Source organism: Paenibacillus montanisoli (assembly GCF_003268025.1).
GTDB classification, from domain to species: domain Bacteria; phylum Bacillota; class Bacilli; order Paenibacillales; family Paenibacillaceae; genus Paenibacillus_Z; species Paenibacillus_Z montanisoli.
This window is the reverse complement of the sequence record NZ_QLUW01000007.1, coordinates 115,346-136,132: the sequence shown is the minus strand read 5'-3', so window position 1 is coordinate 136,132 and position 20,787 is coordinate 115,346. Positions and strand designations below refer to the sequence as shown.

At 55.9% G+C, this 20,787-nt stretch carries 20 protein-coding genes; 9 read left to right on the top strand and 11 right to left on the bottom strand.

Annotation, left to right across the window (positions count from 1 at the left end):
* Positions 1 to 2: 2 nt before the first annotated feature.
* Positions 3 to 995, bottom strand: a complete 993-nt coding sequence (locus DL346_RS27525; RefSeq protein ID WP_240633474.1) for an MBL fold metallo-hydrolase — start codon at positions 993 to 995, stop codon at positions 3 to 5.
* 166 nt (positions 996 to 1,161) lie between these two features.
* Here DL346_RS27525 and DL346_RS27520 point away from each other — a divergent pair, with 166 nt between their 5' ends.
* Positions 1,162 to 1,959: an exodeoxyribonuclease III gene (locus DL346_RS27520; protein ID WP_112885594.1), complete on the top strand. Its 798-nt coding sequence runs from the start codon at positions 1,162 to 1,164 to the stop codon at positions 1,957 to 1,959.
* A 57-nt stretch (positions 1,960 to 2,016) separates the two neighbouring features.
* On the opposite strand, the gene DL346_RS27515 is transcribed toward DL346_RS27520, so the two are convergent.
* Both DL346_RS27515 and DL346_RS27510 read right to left on the bottom strand, forming a co-directional pair.
* Complete coding sequence (locus tag DL346_RS27515) at positions 2,017 to 2,685, bottom strand: HD domain-containing protein (protein WP_112885593.1); 669 nt, start codon at positions 2,683 to 2,685, stop codon at positions 2,017 to 2,019.
* Positions 2,686 to 2,702: 17 nt separating this feature from the next.
* Positions 2,703 to 3,206, bottom strand: coding sequence for a CYTH domain-containing protein (locus tag DL346_RS27510; RefSeq protein WP_112885592.1), 504 nt, complete (start codon positions 3,204 to 3,206; stop codon positions 2,703 to 2,705).
* A gap of 209 nt (positions 3,207 to 3,415) precedes the next feature.
* Between DL346_RS27510 and DL346_RS27505 the strand changes: the two genes are divergently transcribed.
* Together DL346_RS27505 and DL346_RS27500 are read left to right on the top strand one after the other, a co-directional pair.
* A complete protein-coding gene (locus DL346_RS27505) occupies positions 3,416 to 4,114 on the top strand; it encodes a metal-dependent hydrolase (protein ID WP_112885591.1) in 699 nt (232 codons plus the stop codon).
* 343 nt (positions 4,115 to 4,457) lie between these two features.
* Positions 4,458 to 6,419 carry a dihydroorotate dehydrogenase gene (locus tag DL346_RS27500; protein WP_112885590.1) on the top strand — a complete coding sequence of 654 codons (1,962 nt, stop codon included), beginning with the start codon at positions 4,458 to 4,460 and terminating at the stop codon, positions 6,417 to 6,419.
* Here DL346_RS27500 and DL346_RS27495 read toward each other — a convergent pair.
* Both DL346_RS27495 and DL346_RS27490 read right to left on the bottom strand, forming a co-directional pair.
* Positions 6,379 to 7,548, bottom strand: coding sequence for an FAD-dependent monooxygenase (locus DL346_RS27495; protein ID WP_112885589.1), 1,170 nt, complete (start codon positions 7,546 to 7,548; stop codon positions 6,379 to 6,381). The two genes, DL346_RS27500 and DL346_RS27495, sit on opposite strands and share 41 nt — an antisense overlap.
* Positions 7,549 to 7,614: 66 nt before the next feature.
* The gene (locus DL346_RS27490) at positions 7,615 to 8,178 is read right to left on the bottom strand and encodes an HD domain-containing protein (protein WP_112885653.1); all 564 of its coding nucleotides are present in this window, start codon (positions 8,176 to 8,178) and stop codon (positions 7,615 to 7,617) included.
* 117 nt (positions 8,179 to 8,295) lie between these two features.
* Here DL346_RS27490 and DL346_RS27485 point away from each other — a divergent pair, with 117 nt between their 5' ends.
* Complete coding sequence (locus tag DL346_RS27485) at positions 8,296 to 9,192, top strand: nucleoside hydrolase (protein WP_112885588.1); 897 nt, start codon at positions 8,296 to 8,298, stop codon at positions 9,190 to 9,192.
* Positions 9,193 to 9,246: 54 nt separating this feature from the next.
* On the opposite strand, the gene DL346_RS27480 is transcribed toward DL346_RS27485, so the two are convergent.
* A complete protein-coding gene (locus DL346_RS27480) occupies positions 9,247 to 12,000 on the bottom strand; it encodes an S-layer homology domain-containing protein (RefSeq protein ID WP_165822707.1) in 2,754 nt (917 codons plus the stop codon).
* Between the two features lie 149 nt (positions 12,001 to 12,149).
* A complete protein-coding gene (locus tag DL346_RS27475; protein WP_112885586.1) occupies positions 12,150 to 13,076 on the bottom strand; it encodes a DMT family transporter in 927 nt (308 codons plus the stop codon).
* 267 nt (positions 13,077 to 13,343) lie between these two features.
* Between DL346_RS27475 and DL346_RS27470 the strand changes: the two genes are divergently transcribed.
* From DL346_RS27470 to DL346_RS27450, 5 genes are all read left to right on the top strand, one after another.
* Positions 13,344 to 13,841, top strand: coding sequence for a HugZ family pyridoxamine 5'-phosphate oxidase (locus DL346_RS27470; RefSeq protein WP_112885585.1), 498 nt, complete (start codon positions 13,344 to 13,346; stop codon positions 13,839 to 13,841).
* A 16-nt stretch (positions 13,842 to 13,857) separates the two neighbouring features.
* Positions 13,858 to 14,058 (top strand): hypothetical protein, encoded by a 201-nt coding sequence (locus DL346_RS27465; RefSeq protein WP_112885584.1) that lies wholly within the window; start codon positions 13,858 to 13,860, stop codon positions 14,056 to 14,058.
* 109 nt (positions 14,059 to 14,167) lie between these two features.
* Positions 14,168 to 14,617 (top strand): VOC family protein, encoded by a 450-nt coding sequence (locus tag DL346_RS27460; protein ID WP_112885583.1) that lies wholly within the window; start codon positions 14,168 to 14,170, stop codon positions 14,615 to 14,617.
* A 227-nt stretch (positions 14,618 to 14,844) separates the two neighbouring features.
* Complete coding sequence (locus DL346_RS27455; RefSeq protein ID WP_112885582.1) at positions 14,845 to 15,294, top strand: MarR family winged helix-turn-helix transcriptional regulator; 450 nt, start codon at positions 14,845 to 14,847, stop codon at positions 15,292 to 15,294.
* Positions 15,291 to 16,775, top strand: coding sequence for a DHA2 family efflux MFS transporter permease subunit (locus tag DL346_RS27450; RefSeq protein WP_112885581.1), 1,485 nt, complete (start codon positions 15,291 to 15,293; stop codon positions 16,773 to 16,775). Before DL346_RS27455 ends, DL346_RS27450 begins: the two co-directional genes overlap by 4 nt.
* 46 nt (positions 16,776 to 16,821) lie before the next feature.
* On the opposite strand, the gene DL346_RS27445 is transcribed toward DL346_RS27450, so the two are convergent.
* The 4 genes from DL346_RS27445 to DL346_RS27430 all read right to left on the bottom strand — a co-directional run bounded on the left by DL346_RS27445 (position 16,822) and on the right by DL346_RS27430 (position 20,732).
* A complete protein-coding gene (locus tag DL346_RS27445; protein WP_112885580.1) occupies positions 16,822 to 17,433 on the bottom strand; it encodes a DUF975 family protein in 612 nt (203 codons plus the stop codon).
* A gap of 19 nt (positions 17,434 to 17,452) precedes the next feature.
* Positions 17,453 to 18,082 (bottom strand): DUF2306 domain-containing protein, encoded by a 630-nt coding sequence (locus DL346_RS27440; RefSeq protein ID WP_240633472.1) that lies wholly within the window; start codon positions 18,080 to 18,082, stop codon positions 17,453 to 17,455.
* Between the two features lie 176 nt (positions 18,083 to 18,258).
* The gene (locus tag DL346_RS27435) at positions 18,259 to 18,501 is read right to left on the bottom strand and encodes a hypothetical protein (protein ID WP_112885579.1); all 243 of its coding nucleotides are present in this window, start codon (positions 18,499 to 18,501) and stop codon (positions 18,259 to 18,261) included.
* Between the two features lie 209 nt (positions 18,502 to 18,710).
* Positions 18,711 to 20,732, bottom strand: coding sequence for a LuxR C-terminal-related transcriptional regulator (locus DL346_RS27430; protein WP_112885578.1), 2,022 nt, complete (start codon positions 20,730 to 20,732; stop codon positions 18,711 to 18,713).
* Positions 20,733 to 20,787: the final 55 nt, after the last annotated feature.

Below are 20,787 nucleotides of genomic sequence, written 5' to 3'. Positions count from 1 at the left end.
ACCTAGTCCCGCCACCATGGAGCGGCGGGATGGTCGACATCGCGCCCGACCGATACGGTTTCGCCGATTTGCGGCGTCGCGATGCGGACCCCCTTCGCCTGAGCCGCTTTGACGGCGCGTTCGACCGGATCCGTCCACGCATGATAGGCCAGCATGAAAGCGCCCCAATGCACGGGGATCAACAAATCTCCTTGTACATCGAGATGAGCCTGCACCGTTTCCTCCGGCATCATATGAATCGCCGCCCACCGTTCGTCATATTGGCCGCACTCCATGAGCGTCACGTCGAACGGGCCGTATTTTGCCCCGATCTCCTTGAAATGCGGGCCATAGCCGCCGTCCCCGCTGAAGAACGCCCGGCTCTTCTTGCCAAGCACCGCCCACGAGCACCACAACGTCGAATTGCGGTCGAACAGACCTCTGCCAGAGAAATGCCTGGCCGGCATGCAAGCCAGCGTAAGCCCTGCCAAATGCAGCTCATCGCCCCAGTCAAGCTCGGCGATTTTCGCCGGATCGACTCCCCACTTGCGCAGCCGCTTCCCTACGCCGAGCGGCACGATAAACCGCCCCGCCTTGTCCTTCAGCTTCCGGACCGTGCCTTCATGCAGGTGATCAAAGTGGTCATGCGACTGGATGACGGCATCGATAGCCGGAAAATCCGCCGCAGCCAGCGGGAGCCCGCCGCTAAAGCGCTTGCCCGTAAAGTACGAGCCCGGCGGCGGGGACGGCGCATCACCGAACATCGGGTCAAACAGCAGCCGTTTTCCCTCGATCTCCAGCAGAAACGCCGAATGCCCGAACCATGTCACCTGGATGCCCTCCGGCTGCGGCTGATCCGCGAGCGCCAGCTTCAAATACGGAATCGCCTTCGACGGCTTGCGGTTCGGAACTGGCTTCAGCTGATCGCGCAGCATGCTGATGATCGACTTCAAGCTCATGTCCATCGTAGTCGGGATGCTGTTAGTAAACTTGTTTTTATGCCGATTGGATACCATTGTGCAACGATGCCCCTTTGCTTGCGCTTGCCATTTTATTCTTATTATAGTTCAATCCGCATGCAATGAACCATCCGGACAAGAAGCACGTCCCTATTGCGCAGCTGAATGTGCTAAACTGATAGCATTGAAAATTCGACAACAGCCAAGGAGAAGGACGAACGCGATGAAGCTGGTCTCATGGAATGTTAACGGGCTGCGCGCCTGCGTGAACAAAGGATTTATGGATTATTTTAACGAGATGGACGCGGATATTTTCTGCTTGCAGGAAACGAAGCTGCAGGAAGGTCAGATCGAGCTTGAGCTTGGCGATGCCTACGAATGCTACTGGAACTATGCGGAGAAGAAGGGTTACTCCGGTACGGCGGTATTCACCAAAATCAAACCGTTGTCCGTACGCTATGGCATCGAGGAGGATTACGAGCCGGAAGGCCGCATCATTACGCTGGAATTTGACGATTTCCACCTCGTTACGGTATACACGCCGAATGCAAAACGCGACTTGTCGCGCCTGGATTACCGCCTGGATTGGGAGGATCGGTTCCGCGGCTATCTGCTCGAGCTTGATGCGAAGAAACCGGTCATCGTCTGCGGCGACCTCAACGTCGCGCACGAGGAAATCGACCTTAAGCACCCTAAGCCGAATATGGGCAACTCCGGATTTACGCTGGAGGAACGGGGCAAAATGACCTCTCTTCTCGCCGCCGGATTTACCGATTCGTTCCGCCATTTCTATCCCGATCGGGAAGATGTCTATTCCTGGTGGTCTTACATGCCGAAGGTCAGAGAGCGGAACGTCGGATGGCGGATCGACTATTTCCTCGTATCGTCCAGAATCGCGCCTGCACTGGTTGACGCGGAGATCGATTGCCACGTCATGGGAAGCGACCACTGCCCCGTTGTGCTGACAATCGGCGAATTGAGCGCCTCGGCCAAGACTTCAGTCGCAGCGGCGCAAGCGTAGCCATAAGGAAAGCCGGGCGTTCCCCTTCTGCAGGAGAGCGCCCGGCTTTCTACATGATTATATATTTTCGTCCAGCCCGTCCCATTCCAACATGAACCGCTCCACATAATCCGCCATGTAACGATGCCGCTCCTCGGCAATCCGTTTGGCGGACGCGGTGTTGATCCGGTCCTTCAGCTTCAGCAGCTTCTCATGAAAATGGTTGATCGCCGTGCTTTTCCCTTTGCGGTATTCGCCCGGGCTCATCTGTTCGCGCGGCTCCAGCTGCGGATCGTAGATCGGATCGCCCTTCCAGCCGGCATAAAGGAAGGTTCGCGCGATGGCAATCGCGCCGATGGCATCGAGCCGGTCGGCATCCTGCACCACTTGCCCCTCCAGCGTACGCATCGGCGGGTTCGCTCCGCCGTTAAACGACATCGTCGCAATGATTTCCATGATGTGCGCCCGCTCCGCCTCCGATAACGGCTGGCCCGCGAGCCAATCGCTCACTTTGCGCAGCCCGCTTTCCTTGGACTCGTTCAGCTTCTCGTCCGCTACATCATGCAGCAGCGCGGCGATGATGCATATGGCGGTATCCGCCCCTTCCTGCTTGGCAAGCCGCTCCGCCATCCGCACGACGCGGTGAACATGCCACCAGTCGTGGCCGGTCGCATCGCTCTCCAGCTCGGCGCGGGCAAAACGCTCCGCCGCTTCAACCACCTGCCGCTTGTCGCCTGTTCGTTCCATGCACGGCGCCTCCCTATCTAATTATCTCTGCGGCTTTGCAGCTCGCGCCATACCTTTTTGTTGCTATACTGCTTCTCCGTGCTAATGTCCCGCCCGAACCAGGCCGGCGGCTCAAACGTCAGCGCCGCGTCTTCGGAATCAAATTCGACCTCCAGCACCGTCAGTTGAATTTGATCATAGATGTCGATTTCCACGATGCGCCCGCTCCACTGCGCGGTGATGCGGTTTTTCGTAAGCGGAATGGCACCGAAGGCTTGGGCGACCTGTTCATAAAGCCCCTGCGAAATCTCGTATTCCACCTCTTCTCGTGCAAGACCGTGGCCGTTCTTAAACGTATGCGTGAACGTCACGCGGTCCGTCGCCAAGTCGACGATTCGCCGCACTCTCAGCTCCTGCGCGCCGTCGATCGCCAAATAAGTTTGCTCGATCCGCTGCTCTGTCTGAACGGTTAGCTCCCCGTTGCGAATAAGCTCCTCCACGTTCTCGGTCAATAAAAATTTGCGTTCGATTTCCAGCCCCATGGTTTACTCCACTCCTTGCCTAGCAATGTCAATAGAACCAGTATAGCTGCACCGGCCTCGCGTAAGATATAGTTTCTTCAAAACACCGCGGCATCATGTGAATGTGATGGGCGGGCGGCCGCCGGTTTCAAATTGCTTCCAGCGCCGGAATCTGTCACTATGGAGATAGCGTTTCTACTCATACTTTCTAATAAAGGAGCCCGTTTACGATGAAAATTGCGTTTCACGGCCATGCCTGCATTCAAATCAGCACAGGCGGCAAATCGCTCGTTATCGATCCCTTCCTAAGCGGCAATCCCGTTGCGGTTAAAAAACCGGAAGACCTGAAAACCGATGCCGTGCTGCTCACTCATGCCCACCAGGACCATATTCTCGATGCCGCGCCGGTCGCCATTGCCAACGATGCTCCGGTTGTCGCAATCGTCGAGCTTGCCACTTACATGTCGTGGCAGGGCGCCAAGACGATCGGCATGAATATGGGCGGAACGGTGGATCTCGGCTTTGCGAAAGCAAAAATGGTGCAGGCGTTCCACAGCTCCGGCATTGTCGATGAAGAGACGAAGCAAATTTTGTACGCGGGCATGCCTGCGGGCTTCCTCGTGTTTGCCGAGGGGCTGACGATTTTGCATGCGGGGGATACGGCGCTATTCAGCGATATGAAGCTGATCGGGGACCTTTACCCCATCGACGTCGCGTTCGTGCCGATCGGGGATCATTATACGATGGGGCCAGAGGACGCGCTGCACGCGGCTAAATGGTACAACGCGAAGTTGACCGTGCCGATCCACCACAGCACCTTCCCGCCGATCCGGCAGGACGCCGAAAAGTTCGTGCAGCAGCTGGAGGCAAACGGGCTAAAAGGCAGAGTCATGGCTCCGGGCGACGAGATCGAGGTGGGCGGGCGCTAGGCGGGCGGCCGATGTGCGGTAACGGTTACCTCTCTTGACCTACTTTCGCCGGTTTCTCGCCAATGTGCGGTACCTGTTACCTCTCTTGGGCCATTTTCGCCGGCTCCTTCGCCAATGTGCGGTAACTGTTACCTCTCTTTGGCCTACTTTCGCCGGCTCCTTCGCCAATGTGCGGTAACTGTTACCTCTCTTTGGCCACTTTCATCAGCCCCTTAACCAATGTGCGGTAACGGTTACCTCTCTTGGCCTACTTTCGCAGGTTTCTCGCCAATGTGCGGTAACTATTACCTCTCATTAGCGTTATCACGCGCTAAACGACATCATCCACGAAGGGAGTGAGCGTATGCCGGACTGGTCGTATCAAACGCTGTTCCGACCGCTGCTGTTCCGGCTGCCGGGCCGCGTGGCCCGCTCCGTTACGCTGGGCGCAATCGGCGGTTTAAGCCGCCTGCCGCTCGGCTCCTTCGTCATCCGCACGCTTGGGCACATGGAGCCCGCTCCGTTGCTGCGCAGCCATGCGTGCGGGCTCGCATTCAACACGCCTGTCGGGCTAGGCGGTACGGTGGATCCCGCCGGGACCGCCCATAAGGCGATCGCCCAATTCGGGCTAGGCTTTATGGAGATTGGCCCGATTACGGTACAGCCGGTCGACGGCTCCGCCTCGGAGGCGCCGATCCGGCTCAACAAAGAGAAGCAGTTGATCTCGTACCCCGCCTACCTTGAAAATAACGGAGTCGCCGCGACCGCCCGGCGCCTTGCAAAGCCGGGCCATAAGCTGCCGCAATTCGCAAGGCTGGCGCCAATGCCAGGCAGCACGCCCGAGCAAGCCGCCGAGCAGCTGCTTATTATGATGCAGCAGCTAGGTAAAGCCGGGGCGGCCGGGTTCTATCTCGATATCCTGCAGCAGCCTATGGAGCTCGACGATGCATTTAGGCTGCTGCATCTCCTTGCAACCGCGAACGCCCCAGCCGACGCTCGGCTGTTTCTCTACGTCCCGCATAGCACGCCCGAGAACATGCTGGAGCCATTATTCGCATCAGCCGATCTCACGGCTTGGTGCGGCGCTGTCGTAGGCGAGGCCCGCAACAACGAAGGCAAGCTCATCGTGCAGCCTGCCGATAAGCAGGCCTGCGCCGAGAAGCTCCGGCTCATCCGCGAGCTGGTCCCCCGAAACAGCTTCGTGCTCAAAGCGTCCTGCGGCGCCTATGAGCCGCAGGACGCGCTGGACCTCATGGCCGCCGGAGCCGATTACATCCTGCTGCATGGCGGGCTTGTTTTCGCTGGCCCCGGCTTGCCCAAGCGGGTAAACGATGCCATCCTGCACGAACGGGTTCGGGAGCTATCCGATCCGGAGCCGCCGCCATCGTTTTGGCGTCACTGGGGCTGGATGTGCCTGCTCGGCATCGGCATGATTTTCGGCGGGCTGCTCGCATGGATCATTGCGGAGACGACTGTGCTGCTTCCCTACGACGAAGCGTTCCTTGGCATTAAGCGCGATGCGCTGCATCACTGGAACCACCGGCTCGTGCATTTTATGGCGCATGACCGGATTACGCTGGCCGGCACCATGATCTCGATCGGCGTGCTCTATTTTCAGCTGGGCCGCCATGGACTGCGCCACGGCATGCACTGGGCGCGCACGGCGTTGTTCGTGTCCGGCCTAACCGGCTTTATGAGCTTCTTTCTTTATCTAGGCTACGGCTATTTCGATCCGCTGCATGCGATCGTCGCACTCCTGCTGCTTCCGCTGTTTCTATTGAGCATGCGAAAAAACCCCGACAAGCCGTTCCGCCATCCTGTCAACCTACATAATGACCGGATCTGGAAGCGTGCGATGTGGGGGCAATGCTGCATGGTGGTGCTCGGATTCGCGCTGGTCATCGGCAGCATCGCGATCTCTGCCTATGGCGTAACCACCGTATTTGTCCCGCAGGACCTAGCCTTCATAGGCTTGACTTCCGATCAAATCGCGGCGATTAACCCCAAGCTGATCCCGTTAATCGCGCATGACCGCGCCGGCTTCGGCGGCGCGCTGTTCTCCGACGCGCTGGCGCTGCTCACGATGGCGCTATGGGGCATCCAGCAAGGCGAGCGCTGGCTGTGGTGGACCTTCCTGATCGGCGGGACGCCGGCATTTTACGCCGCGTTTTCCGTCCACATGCAGATCGGCTACGCCGACTTGGTTCACCTGTCGCCGGCCGTGTTTGCCTTAGCGCTTTATGCCGCCGGCTTGGTGCTGCTCTACCCGTATTTGATGCGGCCGGTTAACGCACCGCATAGCCGACGATCGGATCAAACCGCTTAATATACGCGGAAGGCGGCACCGCAGCAAGAAGCCGATTGCGCAGCCAAATGAGCGGCTTGCTCTCCAGCTGCACCATCCGTCCCATGGAACGCGACATTCGGACAATGCGGGAAGTCCGCGCCATCCGCTCCTTCTCGTACGCTTCAAGCGCTGAAGGCACGTCGCCTTGCTCCAAACAGCGGGCCAGCACGATAGCATCCTCGACCGCCTGGGCGCCGCCCTGCCCCAGGTTGGGCAGCATCGGATGCGCCGCATCGCCGAGCAGCGTCATGTTCCCGGTGCTCCACCGGGACAGCGGCGCCCGATCGGCTATGTCATGAGCCAGAATTTCGGAGGCCTCCGTCGCTTCAAGCGCGTCCAATACCGGCCTGTACCAGCCGCTAAACCGGCTCAGCAGCGCCTGTTTGCGCGCCGGCACCGGCAGCAGGCTCCCTTGCGGCGCATTAATCGCCGCGAACCAGAACACGCGGCCACGGCCGAGGCGCGAGTAACCGAACCGCAATCCGGTTCCAAGCGCTTCGAAGCCGCCGCCCGCAGTCGAGCCGATCCTTGCCTCATTCAGCGTGCAGACGCCCCGATAGGCGGCATAGCCGGAATACCGCAGCGGACTTTCGCCGAACAGCCGCTCCCGCACGGTGGAATGAAGGCCGTCTGCACCGATCAAAACATTCGCATCCTCGCGAGTATCATCCTCAAAGACAGCCGTCACAAGGTCGCCCTTCCGCTCCCCGGTTAACCACCGCATCCCGGTGTGCACCGGCGACTCCGCAGCGACCGCATGCAGAAGGATGGACTGCAGGTCGGCTCTATGCATGACATAGCTGTGCGTGCCGTATTTGGCCGCCTGCTCGGCAGCCGGGAGGCTGGTAATCAGCCGCCCGTCCCACGAGCGTATGTCCGCTTGCTCAACCGGCGCGCCCACAGTCCGCGCTTGCCCGCCCACGCCCAGCAGGTCGAGCGCCTTCATCGCATTGGCGGCGAGCACGATGCCCGCTCCAGCCTCGCGCAGCGCGGCGGCACGATCATACACGGCCACCTGCCATCCCCGCTGCCGAAGCGCCAATGCGGCGCTTAACCCGCCGATACCCGCCCCGATGACAATGGCGCGTCGTTTGTTTGCTTCACTCATCCCGATTCCTCCGACTTATTCCGGCTTCTTTCACCTCATTCGACTCGCATCCGCTGCCGCCATTCACTACTCTTTCAAAATCCCCTGCTCGACCGAATTCCGCACCACTAGCTGGGCGTAATCCCACAGCTTCTCCGATCCATTCGCGATCTCGCGGTTGCGGTTCAGAACCTGTCCGCTCGTAATGCCGTATTTCTGCCACGTATCGCCGTTATTCAAATGATTGATAACCATCGGCTGCAGCCGGTCGAGCGATCCGGCGAATTTCGCTTCAGCGCTCTCCTTCTGTTCGAACTCCAGCCATAATCCCATCAGCTCCGCTTCCTGCTCCTGCGGCAGCAGGCCGAAAATGCGCTTGGCCGCCTTCATCTCCCGCTCGAGCTTATCCTCGTGTCCCTTCGTATCGTAAGCGAACGTGTCCCCGGCGTCGATCTCGACCAAATCGTGAACGAGCAGCATTTTGATCACCTTGAGCAGATCCACGTCCAGATTCGCATGGTCTTGCAAAATCAGCGCCATCATGGCGAGATGCCATGAATGCTCCGCGTCATTTTCCTGTCGCGCGCCGCCGATGATTTTCGTTTTGCGCTCGATCTGCTTCAGCTTGTCCACTTCGATCAGAAACTCCATTTGCTTCGTAAACTTGTCCTCCACGTGTCCGTCCACTCCTTCTCATCTCATTGGCGAGGTGGTAGAATTCAGATACCAGTATACACCATTTTCTGGAACGCCGAAGGAGGCATAGAGATGGCTGCACGAAAAGTTTGGCTCGACACCGATATCGGCGGCGATATCGACGATGCGCTTTGCCTCGCCTATCTGTTGAACCAGCCCCACTGCGAGCTGATCGGCATCTCGACCGTGGGCGGGGAAGCGGGGAAACGGGCGATGGTCGCGGACGCCATCTGCAAAGCCGCCGGCCAAAACATCCCGGTTTACGCGGGTGCGGATAACCCGCTTATGCCGACCGATATCTATCCGACGCCGGACGGCGCAGCCAAGCTGCCGAACTGGCCGCATGACACGGGCTTCCGTCCCAACCAAGCCGTGGACGCCATGCGGGCGGCCATCCGCCGGCATCCCCATGAAATTTCGCTGCTTGCCGTCGGCCACTTGACGAACGTTGCGCTGCTTTTTCGGCTCGATCCCGAAATACCGCGGCTGTTGAAGGAGCTGTACATCATGAGCGGCGTCTTCTCCGAGGAGCTGGAGGCCGGTCCCGACATGCCGATGGCCAACTGGAATGCCTGGATGGACGCGCATGCCTGCGCAATCGTCTACGGAACGCAAGTGCCCGTTCATCGCACATTCGGGCTCAACGTTACGACCCGGCTAGTGCTCGGCCGGCATGACAACCCCGGTTTGTTCGCAGCAAAAGTGATGCAGGCGGTGGAGGATTTCGGCTCTCCTTGGCTGGAGCGCCACGTCATGACGTTCCACGATCCGCTGGCCGCGGCGTGCTTATTCGAGCCGGAGTTGTGCGAATACGAGCGGGGATCGATCGGAGTCGACTATACCCGCGACGAAACGCTCGGCAAAATGACGTTCCGCGCGAGCGGCGCAGGCACCCTCGAGATCGCCGCCGCCGTTGATCGCGAGCGCTTTTTCGAGCACTATTTTGCCATGACGGGCCGCAAACCCTAAACGCACAAAAGAAGCCTCTTAACCGCACCGCGCGGTTAAGAGGCCTCAAAGCCGTCAAACCTTATTCAACACATACAACAACCGATAAATCAGCTCGGCGCATTCCGCGCGGTTCGATTTCTTGTCCGCGTTGATTTGGAACGTATCGTAATCTTTGACGATGCCTTCCCGCAGCAAATTATGCACCGCTTGCTTCGACCAAGCGTCGTACCCCTTCGATTGGTCGAAGAAATGCAGCAGCTCTCCCTTACCCGCGCTTGTCTGCTTATAGCCGCCGTACAACAGCGCATTGTTCACGATCTCCAGCGTCTCCTGCTGCGTTATCGTCCGGTTCGGATGGAAGGTGCCGTCCGTATATCCCTTGATCAGACCGGCCTTCGCGCTCGCGGATATCACTTCGTAATACCAGGCATTGCGAGGCACGTCTTTGAAATACGACCCGCCGGCAGCCGGAATGCGCAGCGCTTTGACCAGCATCGTCGCAAACTCGGCTCTCGTAACGAGACCGTAAGGCTGGAAGGCGCCGTCCTTATACCCCTGCACCACCTTCATGTCCGCCAACGTTTCGATCGCGAATTTGGCAAACAGGTCCGTACGCACATCCATAAAAGCGTTCTTCGACGTACGGTTATCCGCCAGCGGAACGAATAGCACGGCCTCGTTCTGCTTGTCCAGCGTGTTCTTCAGCACCGGGACGATCCCGATTTTCTTCACGGTTTCCGGCACGATTTTCATCGGCGCAATCAGCTTGTGCGCGTAAGAGCCGTTCGGCAGCTGCTCGGACTTATAGACCGTTTCCGTAAAATCCAGCTTCACCGGCCGGTTGCTGCCGTCATACAGCTGAATCTCATAGTGATCTACGAATCTGTCTAATACACCCGGGCGGAACGTAACATAGCCATCGATCACTTGCGGCGCGGTATTGCGGTCGACGAACCTCCCCTCCTGCGGACGCAGCCGGTTGTCCATCGCCGTCTTCAACGAATCGAGGCCGTCGAACCGGTACAAGATATAGTTCGGACCCTCTTTGCTTGTCAAATCGTCCTCTGCATAAAGCAGAACGGAACCATCCTTCTTCACATATCCGTACACGATCGTGAAAGGCAGCTTCAGCGCCTGATTAAACGTATCCCGGTTGTAAACGGCCTTCGTGCCGATCACCGTGCTGCCTCTAGCGAACAGCAGATGGGCGAAATACTCGTATTTCTCCTTGTACTCGCCGTAGATAAGGCCTAAATCCCCGGTCGAAAATCTTCGTCCCGCATAGTACACCATATCCCCGTCAAGCGGCAGTTCGCGGTTTCCGTACGAGTAGCCCTCTACGGTTTTGTCCAGGATTTGCTTCGCAGCCACGTTGACTTTGTAGAGGTCGCCGCCGCTTGTCCCCGTCTCGCCGATCCACAACGTGTTCCCGTCCGGACCCATCGTTAACGACGGCTCATACACCGATTCTTTAAAAGGGAACGCCGCATCGTCCCGCCATGCATGGACCTTCAGCCATCCGTAGCCGCCGATGCTGTAGTAGATATCGCTTGCCCCCGCGGCAATGTCCAACGTCGGCAGGCCAACCTCCAGTTCATCGAGCGGGGCCATAAAATCCGTCTCCCGCTTCGTATCGATGCGGACCATATGCGTGCTGCCTTTCAGCGAAATATACAGGACTCCGTCCCTGAAATCGATATCCGACGGCTGCGAGCCGACGTAACGGTCCGCTTTTACCGTGAAGGTTGCGGTATCGATTTGCAGGAGCCGATTCGCTTCCGCGGATATGGCATACAGGTACTTTTCGCCCTCGCCCATCACCCATCCCGTCAACTTATGGTTAAAAGCCATCGAGTCGGCGCCGCGGTCCACCTCGACTGCCTTCTGCGCAGCGTCGAGTTTATAGGTGCGTTTCACAATGGCTCTTGAATTAATCCCGCTGTAGCTAAAAACATGCCCGCTGCCGTCAGCCTCCGCATCCGATCCCCGGGGCAATGCGGCATACGAAGCGGCTTGCGCTCCCTCGTTCTTCGTATATACGCCGGACGTCGTATAGATGAAGGCTCCGTCGACATCCAGCACTTCGCCGCCGACCGCGGTGGACACGATCCGCTGCCGATCGGGATCAACCTGCGTGCTGCCGAAGTACACGCCGCTTTGATCGACGATGAGCGAAGAGGAATAACCGCTGCCGATGTCCGGCTTCATTAGCCATAGCTCCTCGAATGTCACCGAGTTAAATGCGTGCAGTCTGTAGCTCGATAGGCTCTCCCCTGCGTACAGAACATGCCGGGAACGGTCAATGCCCAGCGCAAGCCGCCCAACCTTGTCGGCCATCACAGTGTCCGTGCCGTCCGTCAAATCGATCCGGCGTATATCTCCCCACGAATCGTCCTCCGTATAGAACAAGCCGTTGCCGTCCACGGCAACGCTCATCGGCTGCGCCTGCGTCACGATCGTCTTCTCGACCTGCTTCGTATCGAGATTCACGACGGCGATTAACGTTGCGCCTTCCAGCGCGACGTACATCTTATTGCCGACTTGATCCATGGCGCCCGGATGGGAGCCGACGGAGAGGCTTTTCTCGATCCGCATCGTATCAGGATTGATGAACAACAGCTGGTTCGTCTCCGATGCCGTCGCATAGAGATAGCCCCGTTCATTATCGAACTGCAGCTTCTCGATATACGAGCCGGTATCGAGCGATACCTCCTCCGCCGGTGTATAAACCGGAGCCGCCTGGGCTGTGGTCACACCTGCGGAATTGAATACGATGAAAGCCGCGCCGACAAGCAGCAGCCATTTTTCAAACCTGCTCTTTCTCATTGTTGCTTCTACTTCCTCTCTCACTCTATCAAGCATCCACTATTATAAGCTTAGAGAGGCCGTAAAGCGCGGGTATACGGGCTGCCAAATATAGGAACGAAAAAACCGGAAGCCGCCTGGTTGATAGGTGACTCCCGGCTCATACCCTCCTAATTCAACGCTTCTTTCTTCCTGCCCGCCCCGAGCACGGTGCCGAGCTTCTGCACGGGAACGCTCGACAAAATCAGCATCGCCGCGATGCCGTCCATGAGCGTGAGCCGCTCATCCAGCAGGAGCACGATAAAGAGAAGCGTAATGAACGGCGTGAAGAAGGTAAAGCTAGCGATCAGGGAAGCCGGCGAATAACGCAGGGCCCGGAAGTACAAGAAGAAACCCAGCACGATATTGCTCATGCTCAACCAGAAGACGCCTCCGAAATCGGCCGCGCTCGGCAGCGTCAACCGGGAATACGCGAGCATGCCTGCGGCAGACAGCACGAACGCGACCACCGTAATCAAGAAGGTGCTGATCAGCATATCCTTCTCGTTCTTTTTCACGAGGTTGGTAAACAGCCCCCAGCTCACCGCTGCCAGTATCGCCAGCACATCGCCTACCCAGTTGGTCAGCTTAAACGCGGCCAAATCTCCCTTGGTCATAAGCAGCACGGTACCGGCGAAGCCCATCAGCACGGAGAGCAGCTTATACCGGTTCATTTTTTCCCCATTCATGGGAATGGCGAAGAGGACGATAAAGATCGGAAACAAATAATTGAGCATCGAAGCCTCCACGGCGGGAATGCGCTCGAAAGCCTGCAAATAGAGAAAATCATAGAGAAAAGCGAACAATCCGCATCCGGCAAGCAGCGCGAAGTCCATCCTCTTCCAAGCGGCCAGCGCCCGCCAGCGCACCTTAAACGGCACGATGCAGGCAAATACGATCACCCCGATACCGTTCATATAAAATAACACCTGATAGCTGTCCAACTTGGCCAGAACCAGCTTGCTCACCGCCGCCACTGACCCCCACAGCAGCAGCAATAGCGGCATGAGCACATATGGACTTTGGGAAAGCGCCAGCTTCCCGTTGCGTTCTTCCATCCTGTCTTCTCCTCACCAGAGCACCCGATCGGCCCCTCGCTCTGCCGGCAGCCGGTGCGCAGCTTAAATATGATCCGTATTGAACGAGAACGTTGAACGCGCAGCATGCACGCCATTCTATCATATCGGATTTTTGAACGGCTTTCATTCACAAAAAAGTTCTTGAAATCTTCCAATTACTGAGATAATATAGGCTTCGTCGACAGTTAATTGAGAATTATTATCAATAATAATAAGTACTATTCACATACCAGGAGGCATTTTACTATGAAACAGCCCAACATCGAGGAAACACGCGTCAAATACATCGAGTTCATCGAGAGCCGGAAATCGCTCGTCATCAGCACCTTGGACGCGGAAGGCACGCCGTTTATCAGCTATGCGCCGTTCGTGAAAGTCAATGGCAAGCTGTATATCTACATCAGCCGCATTTCCGACCATTACCGCTTTGTAGAGAACAACGAGCGGATTCATGTCATGATGATTAATGACGAATCGGCAACGCCGAATGCTTTCGCAAGGGAGCGCGCCCGCTGGGCGTGTACGTCGGAGAACCTCGGCAACGAAGGATATGGAGCTATTTATGCGGCATTCGACGCGAAGTTTGGCGATAAAATGATGGGCATGCTGCGCGGCCTCGATTTCTCGCTGTTTGAACTGACGCCTTCGGCCGGCCGTTATGTCGTTGGGTTCGGGCAAGCATTCGACGTTGACCTGACCGGCGACCGGTTCGAGCATGTTGTCGTAGACCGCAAAGATAAATAACGAGGAGGGTGTAATCATGAGCTACGAGGCGATTGGACCGATCTGGCGGGTTGTCCGCGACCGGTTTCAGAAGACCGTTGCTGAGCTTGGGATACCGTCGTGGAATCGAAAATCGGACCGTCCACCACGCGCGAAGCGCTGGGCCGGGCTATCTACCATACAGGACTGCATGCCGGTCAAATCGCGCTTATCCGTAAAGGATTTAGCGCCTAAATAGGGTATTTATATACATACCGGCCATTCATTTTGTTTTCTCCGCCCGTGATTCTGCCACTGCCATCACGGGCATACAAAATGCACCATCATTATAGGGAGTGATTTCGACCATGGTCAACAACCGTTCCGTACCGGCTAATGTCGTACTGCCGCACCTTTACTACGAGCATATGGAAGAGGCGCTGAATTGGTTAACCCGCACCTTCGGCTTTACCGAACACTACCGTTTCGCTCTACCTGACGGCCAGCTCCATGGCGTGATGATGGTTTACGGCGATGCGTGGATTATGTTGAAGAGCCTCGGCGCGCACAGCGCCAGCCCCGCGTCGCTCGGTGCGACGACGCAGTCTTTGATGATCTTCGTGAGCGATGTGGAGGCCCATTACCGGCAGGCGCGTTCGGTGGGAGCTATGATCGCGGAAGAACTCATCGAAACGGAATACGGCGAAAAGCACTATGCCGCGCTGGACACCGAGGGCCATCTTTGGATGTTCGCGCAACATATCAAAGACGTCCATCCTACTGAATGGGGCGCCTCCATGGCCTCGCCCTTGGCATGAATCAGCGAAAAACCGGGAGTTTCTCTGGAAGAGAGGCCCCGGTTTTTTTGTGCATGCATCTATTTGGCAATAGGAGTCTCACGATCCCTACTCAGGTACCTTTATCTATTTCATATATCAAAATTGACATATGAGCGATGATGCTACATAATATTTCGTATGCGAAGTTTCGTATGCGAACTAATTTGTCTGCTGCTGAATCGTAGCAGCCAATGCAGGAGGACATCATGAACGGAGAACAACGAATTCTACAGATTTTTCAAAGCTATCGCGAGGTGAATCAGGCGTTCTTCCACGTGATGAAGAAGGTCGCCCAGAAGCATGATCTGACGCCGATGCAGCTTATTGTGCTTCGCATTCTGAACAGACACCCGGCGATTAAACTGACCGAGCTGGCGGAGAAGCTCCATCTTGGCAACAGCACAACAAGCGGCATCATCGACCGGATGGTGAAGGCCGAGCTCGTCTCCAGGGAGCGCACCGAGGAAGACCGTAGGGCGATAACGCTCACGCTGACGGATAAAGGGAAGGCCTTGTGGGAAGCTTCCGACAGCACCCGCATCATGATGTTTCAGCCTCTGCTTCGCCTGCCCGAGGAGGATCAAGAACAGTTCCTTCGTATTCAAAACGAAATTCTAGATATCTTAAGACAAGTGAGAGAGGATGAGACTCCATGACAAGTTTAGTCAGCAGCACGCTGCGCAAAGGCCCGATTATGGCGTCCCTGCTTATCGCCGCCTTCGTGGCGCTGCTTAGCCAAACCGTTTTGAACGTCGCTTTGCCCAAAATGATGATCGACCTGAACGTGAACGAGAACACGATCCAGTGGCTCTCCAACGGCTACATGCTCGTGAACGGCGTGCTCGTTCCGGTCAGCGCCTTTCTGTTCAACCGCTTCTCCACGCGCAAGCTGTTTCTAATCGCCTCTTCGCTGTTTGCGATCGGCACGATCATTTGCGCGTTCTCCGGCAACTTCGGCTGGCTGCTCTCCGGACGCCTTGTGCAGGCAGTCGGCGCAGGCATCCTGATGCCGCTAATGTCTGTCGTCGTCCTGACCATCTTCCCTGTGGAAGAGCGTGGCAAAGCGATGGGGATGATGGGGATCGCCATGATTTTCGCTCCTGCCATCGGGCCGACCATGTCCGGCTGGGTCGTGGAGCATTACAGCTATCATGTCCTGTTTTACATCATCATGCCTCTAGCTATTCTGGCCGTGGTGTTCGGCGCCTTCTCCATGAAGGACGTCATTAAGACCAGCGACGTCAAGCTCGACATTCCGGGCGTCATCCTCTCCACCATCGGTTTCGGCGGTCTTTTGTACGGCTTCAGTGATGCCGGCTCGGACGGATGGGACAGCGCCGTCGTTGTTTGGTGCCTGGCCTTAGGCGGTATTGCTTTGCTGCTCTTTATTATTCGCTCTTTCTTTACGGAAAAACCGCTGCTCGACCTGCATGTATTCAAATATCCCATGTTTTCGCTGACGACATTGATCAATGCGATCATTACGATGGCGATGTTCTCGGGGATGATTTTGCTGCCGATCTTCCTGCAAAATATCCGGGGCTTTACGCCGCTTGAATCGGGCCTCCTTCTCCTGCCCGGGGCGATTCTGATGGGCATCATGTCCCCGATTACGGGCATGATCTTCGACAAGGTAGGCGCCCGCTGGCTGTCCGTTATCGGCCTGATTATAACGACAATCACGACATACGAATTCAGCCGTCTCACGGCGGATACCACGTACAACCATATGATGCTGATGTACACGCTGCGGATGTTCGGGATGTCCATGCTCATGATGCCGATCCAAACAGCCGGCATGAACCAGCTGCCACGCCGCCTGAATGCGCACGGCTCGGCGATGTCGCAGACGCTTCGAAATGTCTCGGGCGCCCTCGGTACCGCCATTCTGGTAACGCTTATGACCAATAAGACGGCATCGCACGCCAAAGAATTGATCATCGCCGGCAAAATCGATCCGGCGGACAAAGCCAAGATGGCCGAGGTAACGCAAACCGCCATGATCTATGGCATCAATCATTCCTTCGTCGTCGCCACTTGGCTGTCGGTTGCCGCGCTTGTGCTCGCATTCTTCATCCGCAAGGTAAAGCCGCATGAAGAGCCCGCTGCCGCACCGGCTCCAGCCGCCGCTAAATAAAACAACAAAAGCCGGAAGCCTCCTAAAGAGAGCTTCCGGCTTTGTATTAGTAGGCAGAGCCGCCTTGGCCTTGTTGGCCGCGCAGCTGCTCGTAGAAGTGCCCTGCCGCAGTCGAGTAGTACGGTCCCAGCCAGAGGAACCCGATGCCCAGCGTCAGGATACACAGCAACGCCCAGCCGATAAACGACAAGTAGAGCATAAACAGCTTCCACTTGTAACCTGCCATCATGGCCTTGCTGCGGTTGATGGCCTCCATGGGCGTCAACCCCGGATTATCACGCAAAATATAATAAGATTGCGAGTAACGAAATGCCGCGATGATGCCGGGAATAACGAAGAGCAGCGTCCATAGCAGGGTAAACACGATGATGGCCACATAGAGGATCAGCGTCTCTTTGTACCGCTCGAAGCCTCGGAATATGCCGCGCGGCTCCGGAACCTGAGATCGGGCGAAATCCAAATAGTGATTGTAAAGCCCGTAGGCTAACGGCGCTTCGAGCAGAATGCCGATCGCCCAGCCGATATAATGGATTTTGTTCGTCACCGATGAGATGATCATCATGACGATCATATAAAGCAAGAAATGAATGACCGCCGGCTTCCATTTACCGGCTAAGCTTTCCCTTGCTTTGGCGCGAATCTGGGCATTCGTGAGCATCTACCGAATTCCTCCCGTGTTAGGTATTTCTAGAAAGAATGATCCATTCTACGATGACGATATCGAGTATAATTGCCGTCCAAACGTTGACACGCAGGACATCCTCAATCATCCCCTCCCTTCCTGCCGGCAGCTCGAATCCGTTCAATAGGCAATATGCCAGGAGAAGCACAGGCACAAGCAATCGGGCGCAAACGGCGACCAGCGTCATGCCGAAGCTGCGGATCATCCAGATCCGATGCCGGGCGATCTTCCCCCGAACTGCCGCCCAGTACCCTTTCCAGGTCGTGAATAGCCACAGAGCTGTCAGCACCAAGAACGAGACGGATTTCGTAAATACTGCTATATACGGGACGATCACCAATGCGAGCAGGCCGCTCAGGAATACGCTGCCGACATAAACAAGCCCCATAATACGATGTATGCGGGGACGTCGCTCCCGTATGCGTCCAATAAATTGGACAAACCCCGCGACCATGGCGATAAACGCAAAGAAAATATGCAGCACAAGCGCCGGATACTGCACATGAACCGAAACGATGCTTACGCGGCTGTTGTCCGGATCCAGCGTCAAATATGGAACCATGAACGGCAGCATCACCGCGATCGAAACGATCGCCAGCAGCCACCTGCTCTTGCTAATCCTCACCGCTTATCACCCCTGCCTGTTTTCTTTCCATTGTACGGAGCCACTCTATCGAAACCGTAAATAATATCTAAAAAAAGCATAAAAAAACCGGGTGGCCTCCATTCGAGTCCATCCGGCTTATAATCATTATCCCAGAACATCCCGCAGGCCGGACGTCCCCTAGTCCTCAGCCTAGATCATGGAACTACCGGAAGCTCCGGCATTGTCGGACCATCGCTACTCATCGTTCTCTCAGGCTTCGCTTCCGCTTTTACCGTTCTCTCAGGTTTCGCTTCCGCTTTAACTGTTCTTTCCGGCTTCGCTTCCGCTTTTACCGTTCTCTCAGGTTTCGCTTCCGCTTTGGCGGCTGCGAATGCAGGGGCTGCGGAAACCATCAGACTGGCAACTAACATCATGGCCATAACAATATTTCTTTTCATTTTGGACTGCCTCCTCTTAATATGGGGTTGTTGGGATCGGAGCTTTGTCATGCACACTCATCATAACCGGCACGGTCAGATGCCGAAATGTCCCTACCGGATACAACAAGTATAATCCCGCGTATATTCCCTCCGCCGACCACAAAAAAAAGAAGCCTGGAGGAAAATCTCCAGGCTCCTTACGATGCAATACCCAAGCGGCAACTCGGTTAACTCATGAGTTTTTTGACAAGCTCCGATTTACCCTTCACCTCGAGCTTCTCATAGATCCGGCTCAAGCACTTTTTCACCGTAATTTCCGATAAGTATAGCTTTTGGGCGATTTCCAGGTTAGAAGAGCAGGTTCTGGTGAGAAGAGCAATCTCACGTTCACGGGGGGTCAACTTCGACAAGATGGGATCAAGTGCGGCCGTCTCGTTCTCTTCCAGCGCCGATCGATACAGATTTTCCGCGAATTTCTTCATCTCTCTGTCTTCCCGAAAATCAAGCACAAAGACCGGTGCAGGGAAATCAGGACCGAAGCCTTTATGCGCCGCTTTTGGCACCTCCACGTAGCCGATTCCTTTTACAGCCTCTTGGTTATATTTCATCGGAGCCGTGTAAACCATGATGCCGCCTTTCAAATAGTAAGACAGATACGTTTGGAAGAACATGAATCGGGCGGACGCGCTGCCATCCATCGAGAAGTCAATCATATACTGAAACCAGCCTGCAGGCGACTCCGGCGGCACGAGCAACTTCTCTCTTTCCGTTCTGGACAGGCTGCGAAAATACGATTGGGTAATCGGATTCAGCTCCAGCAGCCGGAGGGAATCGCGGTGAATCGGAATATAGATGAACATGCCGACCGCTTCGTGTTTTTCATTCTTAAGCAGTCTTACGGCGTCGTTTCCACATGCCATAATCTCCGAAAGCTTGATGGATGTAAACCATCTCTCGTTAACGGCTTTAGGAATTCGATAAATATACTTTTCATTGCTAACAGGGTCGTACATCTCCTGAACGTAATCTTCAAGATTCGCAAGGCAATCCCGAACATATTGCTCGGCTTCATTCACATGATCGCGGTGAACCGTCTCGATATAATACGATTGATCGATCGCATCATCGTAGAACATGGCCCGAAAACCAGGCGCTCCCGCGATATAGATGAAGTCCATCATGAGCAAGTTTCTCTCTTCCATCGAGACATGCCGCGAGACAGCAAGCGTATAATGGTATTTCACGCTTCGCTGCCAGAGCCGATGATAGATCTGCGGCTTTTTTTGCCTGAAATCCTGGTAGAGCGCTTTTCGGAGAACCTGATGCAAGTACCAGCCCCGCTCGCTCTTTCTAACGAAGGACAGTTGGATGAGCTTCTCGAACTCTGCGTTGCTGATCACCTTCTCGAGCATGGTCTCGAGGATTTCTTGATTGAACACGCGGACCATTGTTACCGCTTCCAACAGCTCTCTCAGCGCGGGGTCCGGGATTTCCCGCAGCCACTGACCGGCGATTTCTCTAAAGGTCTCGTTCCATACGAGGGGTTCGGGCTCCTGTTCCCCTCTCATGGCATCCGATTCATTCAATCCCATGAAAAGGGACAGCGTTAATGGATGACCCTTAGTCATCATATAGGACTTCCTAACGAAGCCTCCGTTATAGTCTCCATAAATCGAAGTGTATTGTTCGCAGGTTTCGTAATCGAATGGCGACAAGGGCACAAATTTAATGAGCCTCCTCCACGCCGGGGACGAGACCCATCCGCCTTTTAACGGGAAGCGGCCGGATAAGACGATACGTATGCGGTGCGATAATCGGACCAAAAAAGATTGGCGCAGCCAATCGTCAAGCTCGTTCATCTCTTCATACGTATCGATCGCAAAGACCAAGCCGCTGTTCACGGCCAGATGGTTCAGCCGTTGCACGGCCTCCTGCAGAAGCTCTTCTTCCCGGCTATCCTCCGCAGCCTCGGCATTCAGAACGGCAAGCAGCCGCGAGGCAAAACCTCTCTGCGTTTTGGTAAAGTCCAGACAGTCCATATGAAAAAAAGGAATTCCCTCTTGGTCGCAAATTCTGCGGAACTGATCCAACAAGGAGCTTTTGCCGATTCCCCCCGTGCCGCTGATGTTCAGAATACGTGCTTTGCCTTCCGCGTCGAACACGAAATTCCTGAACAGCTCCGTCTCCGTTCTGCGCCCGACGAAAAAGCGCTCTTCCAATCGGCGAATCTCCTCACCAAAGCTTCTCATCGTATCCTCCGCCAGCGTTATGGGTCGCAATATGTATACTTTGATTATACTCAAG

Coding starts and splice junctions, on each gene's coding strand:
- DL346_RS27525 (WP_240633474.1), bottom strand. CDS start 995: ATGGTATCCAATCGGCATAAAAACAAGTTTACTAACAGCATCCCGACT.
- DL346_RS27520 (WP_112885594.1), top strand. CDS start 1,162: ATGAAGCTGGTCTCATGGAATGTTAACGGGCTGCGCGCCTGCGTGAAC.
- DL346_RS27515 (WP_112885593.1), bottom strand. CDS start 2,685: ATGGAACGAACAGGCGACAAGCGGCAGGTGGTTGAAGCGGCGGAGCGT.
- DL346_RS27510 (WP_112885592.1), bottom strand. CDS start 3,206: ATGGGGCTGGAAATCGAACGCAAATTTTTATTGACCGAGAACGTGGAG.
- DL346_RS27505 (WP_112885591.1), top strand. CDS start 3,416: ATGAAAATTGCGTTTCACGGCCATGCCTGCATTCAAATCAGCACAGGC.
- DL346_RS27500 (WP_112885590.1), top strand. CDS start 4,458: ATGCCGGACTGGTCGTATCAAACGCTGTTCCGACCGCTGCTGTTCCGG.
- DL346_RS27495 (WP_112885589.1), bottom strand. CDS start 7,548: ATGAGTGAAGCAAACAAACGACGCGCCATTGTCATCGGGGCGGGTATC.
- DL346_RS27490 (WP_112885653.1), bottom strand. CDS start 8,178: ATGGAGTTTCTGATCGAAGTGGACAAGCTGAAGCAGATCGAGCGCAAA.
- DL346_RS27485 (WP_112885588.1), top strand. CDS start 8,296: ATGGCTGCACGAAAAGTTTGGCTCGACACCGATATCGGCGGCGATATC.
- DL346_RS27480 (WP_165822707.1), bottom strand. CDS start 12,000: ATGAGAAAGAGCAGGTTTGAAAAATGGCTGCTGCTTGTCGGCGCGGCT.
- DL346_RS27475 (WP_112885586.1), bottom strand. CDS start 13,076: ATGGAAGAACGCAACGGGAAGCTGGCGCTTTCCCAAAGTCCATATGTG.
- DL346_RS27470 (WP_112885585.1), top strand. CDS start 13,344: ATGAAACAGCCCAACATCGAGGAAACACGCGTCAAATACATCGAGTTC.
- DL346_RS27465 (WP_112885584.1), top strand. CDS start 13,858: ATGAGCTACGAGGCGATTGGACCGATCTGGCGGGTTGTCCGCGACCGG.
- DL346_RS27460 (WP_112885583.1), top strand. CDS start 14,168: ATGGTCAACAACCGTTCCGTACCGGCTAATGTCGTACTGCCGCACCTT.
- DL346_RS27455 (WP_112885582.1), top strand. CDS start 14,845: ATGAACGGAGAACAACGAATTCTACAGATTTTTCAAAGCTATCGCGAG.
- DL346_RS27450 (WP_112885581.1), top strand. CDS start 15,291: ATGACAAGTTTAGTCAGCAGCACGCTGCGCAAAGGCCCGATTATGGCG.
- DL346_RS27445 (WP_112885580.1), bottom strand. CDS start 17,433: ATGCTCACGAATGCCCAGATTCGCGCCAAAGCAAGGGAAAGCTTAGCC.
- DL346_RS27435 (WP_112885579.1), bottom strand. CDS start 18,501: ATGAAAAGAAATATTGTTATGGCCATGATGTTAGTTGCCAGTCTGATG.
- DL346_RS27430 (WP_112885578.1), bottom strand. CDS start 20,732: ATGAGAAGCTTTGGTGAGGAGATTCGCCGATTGGAAGAGCGCTTTTTC.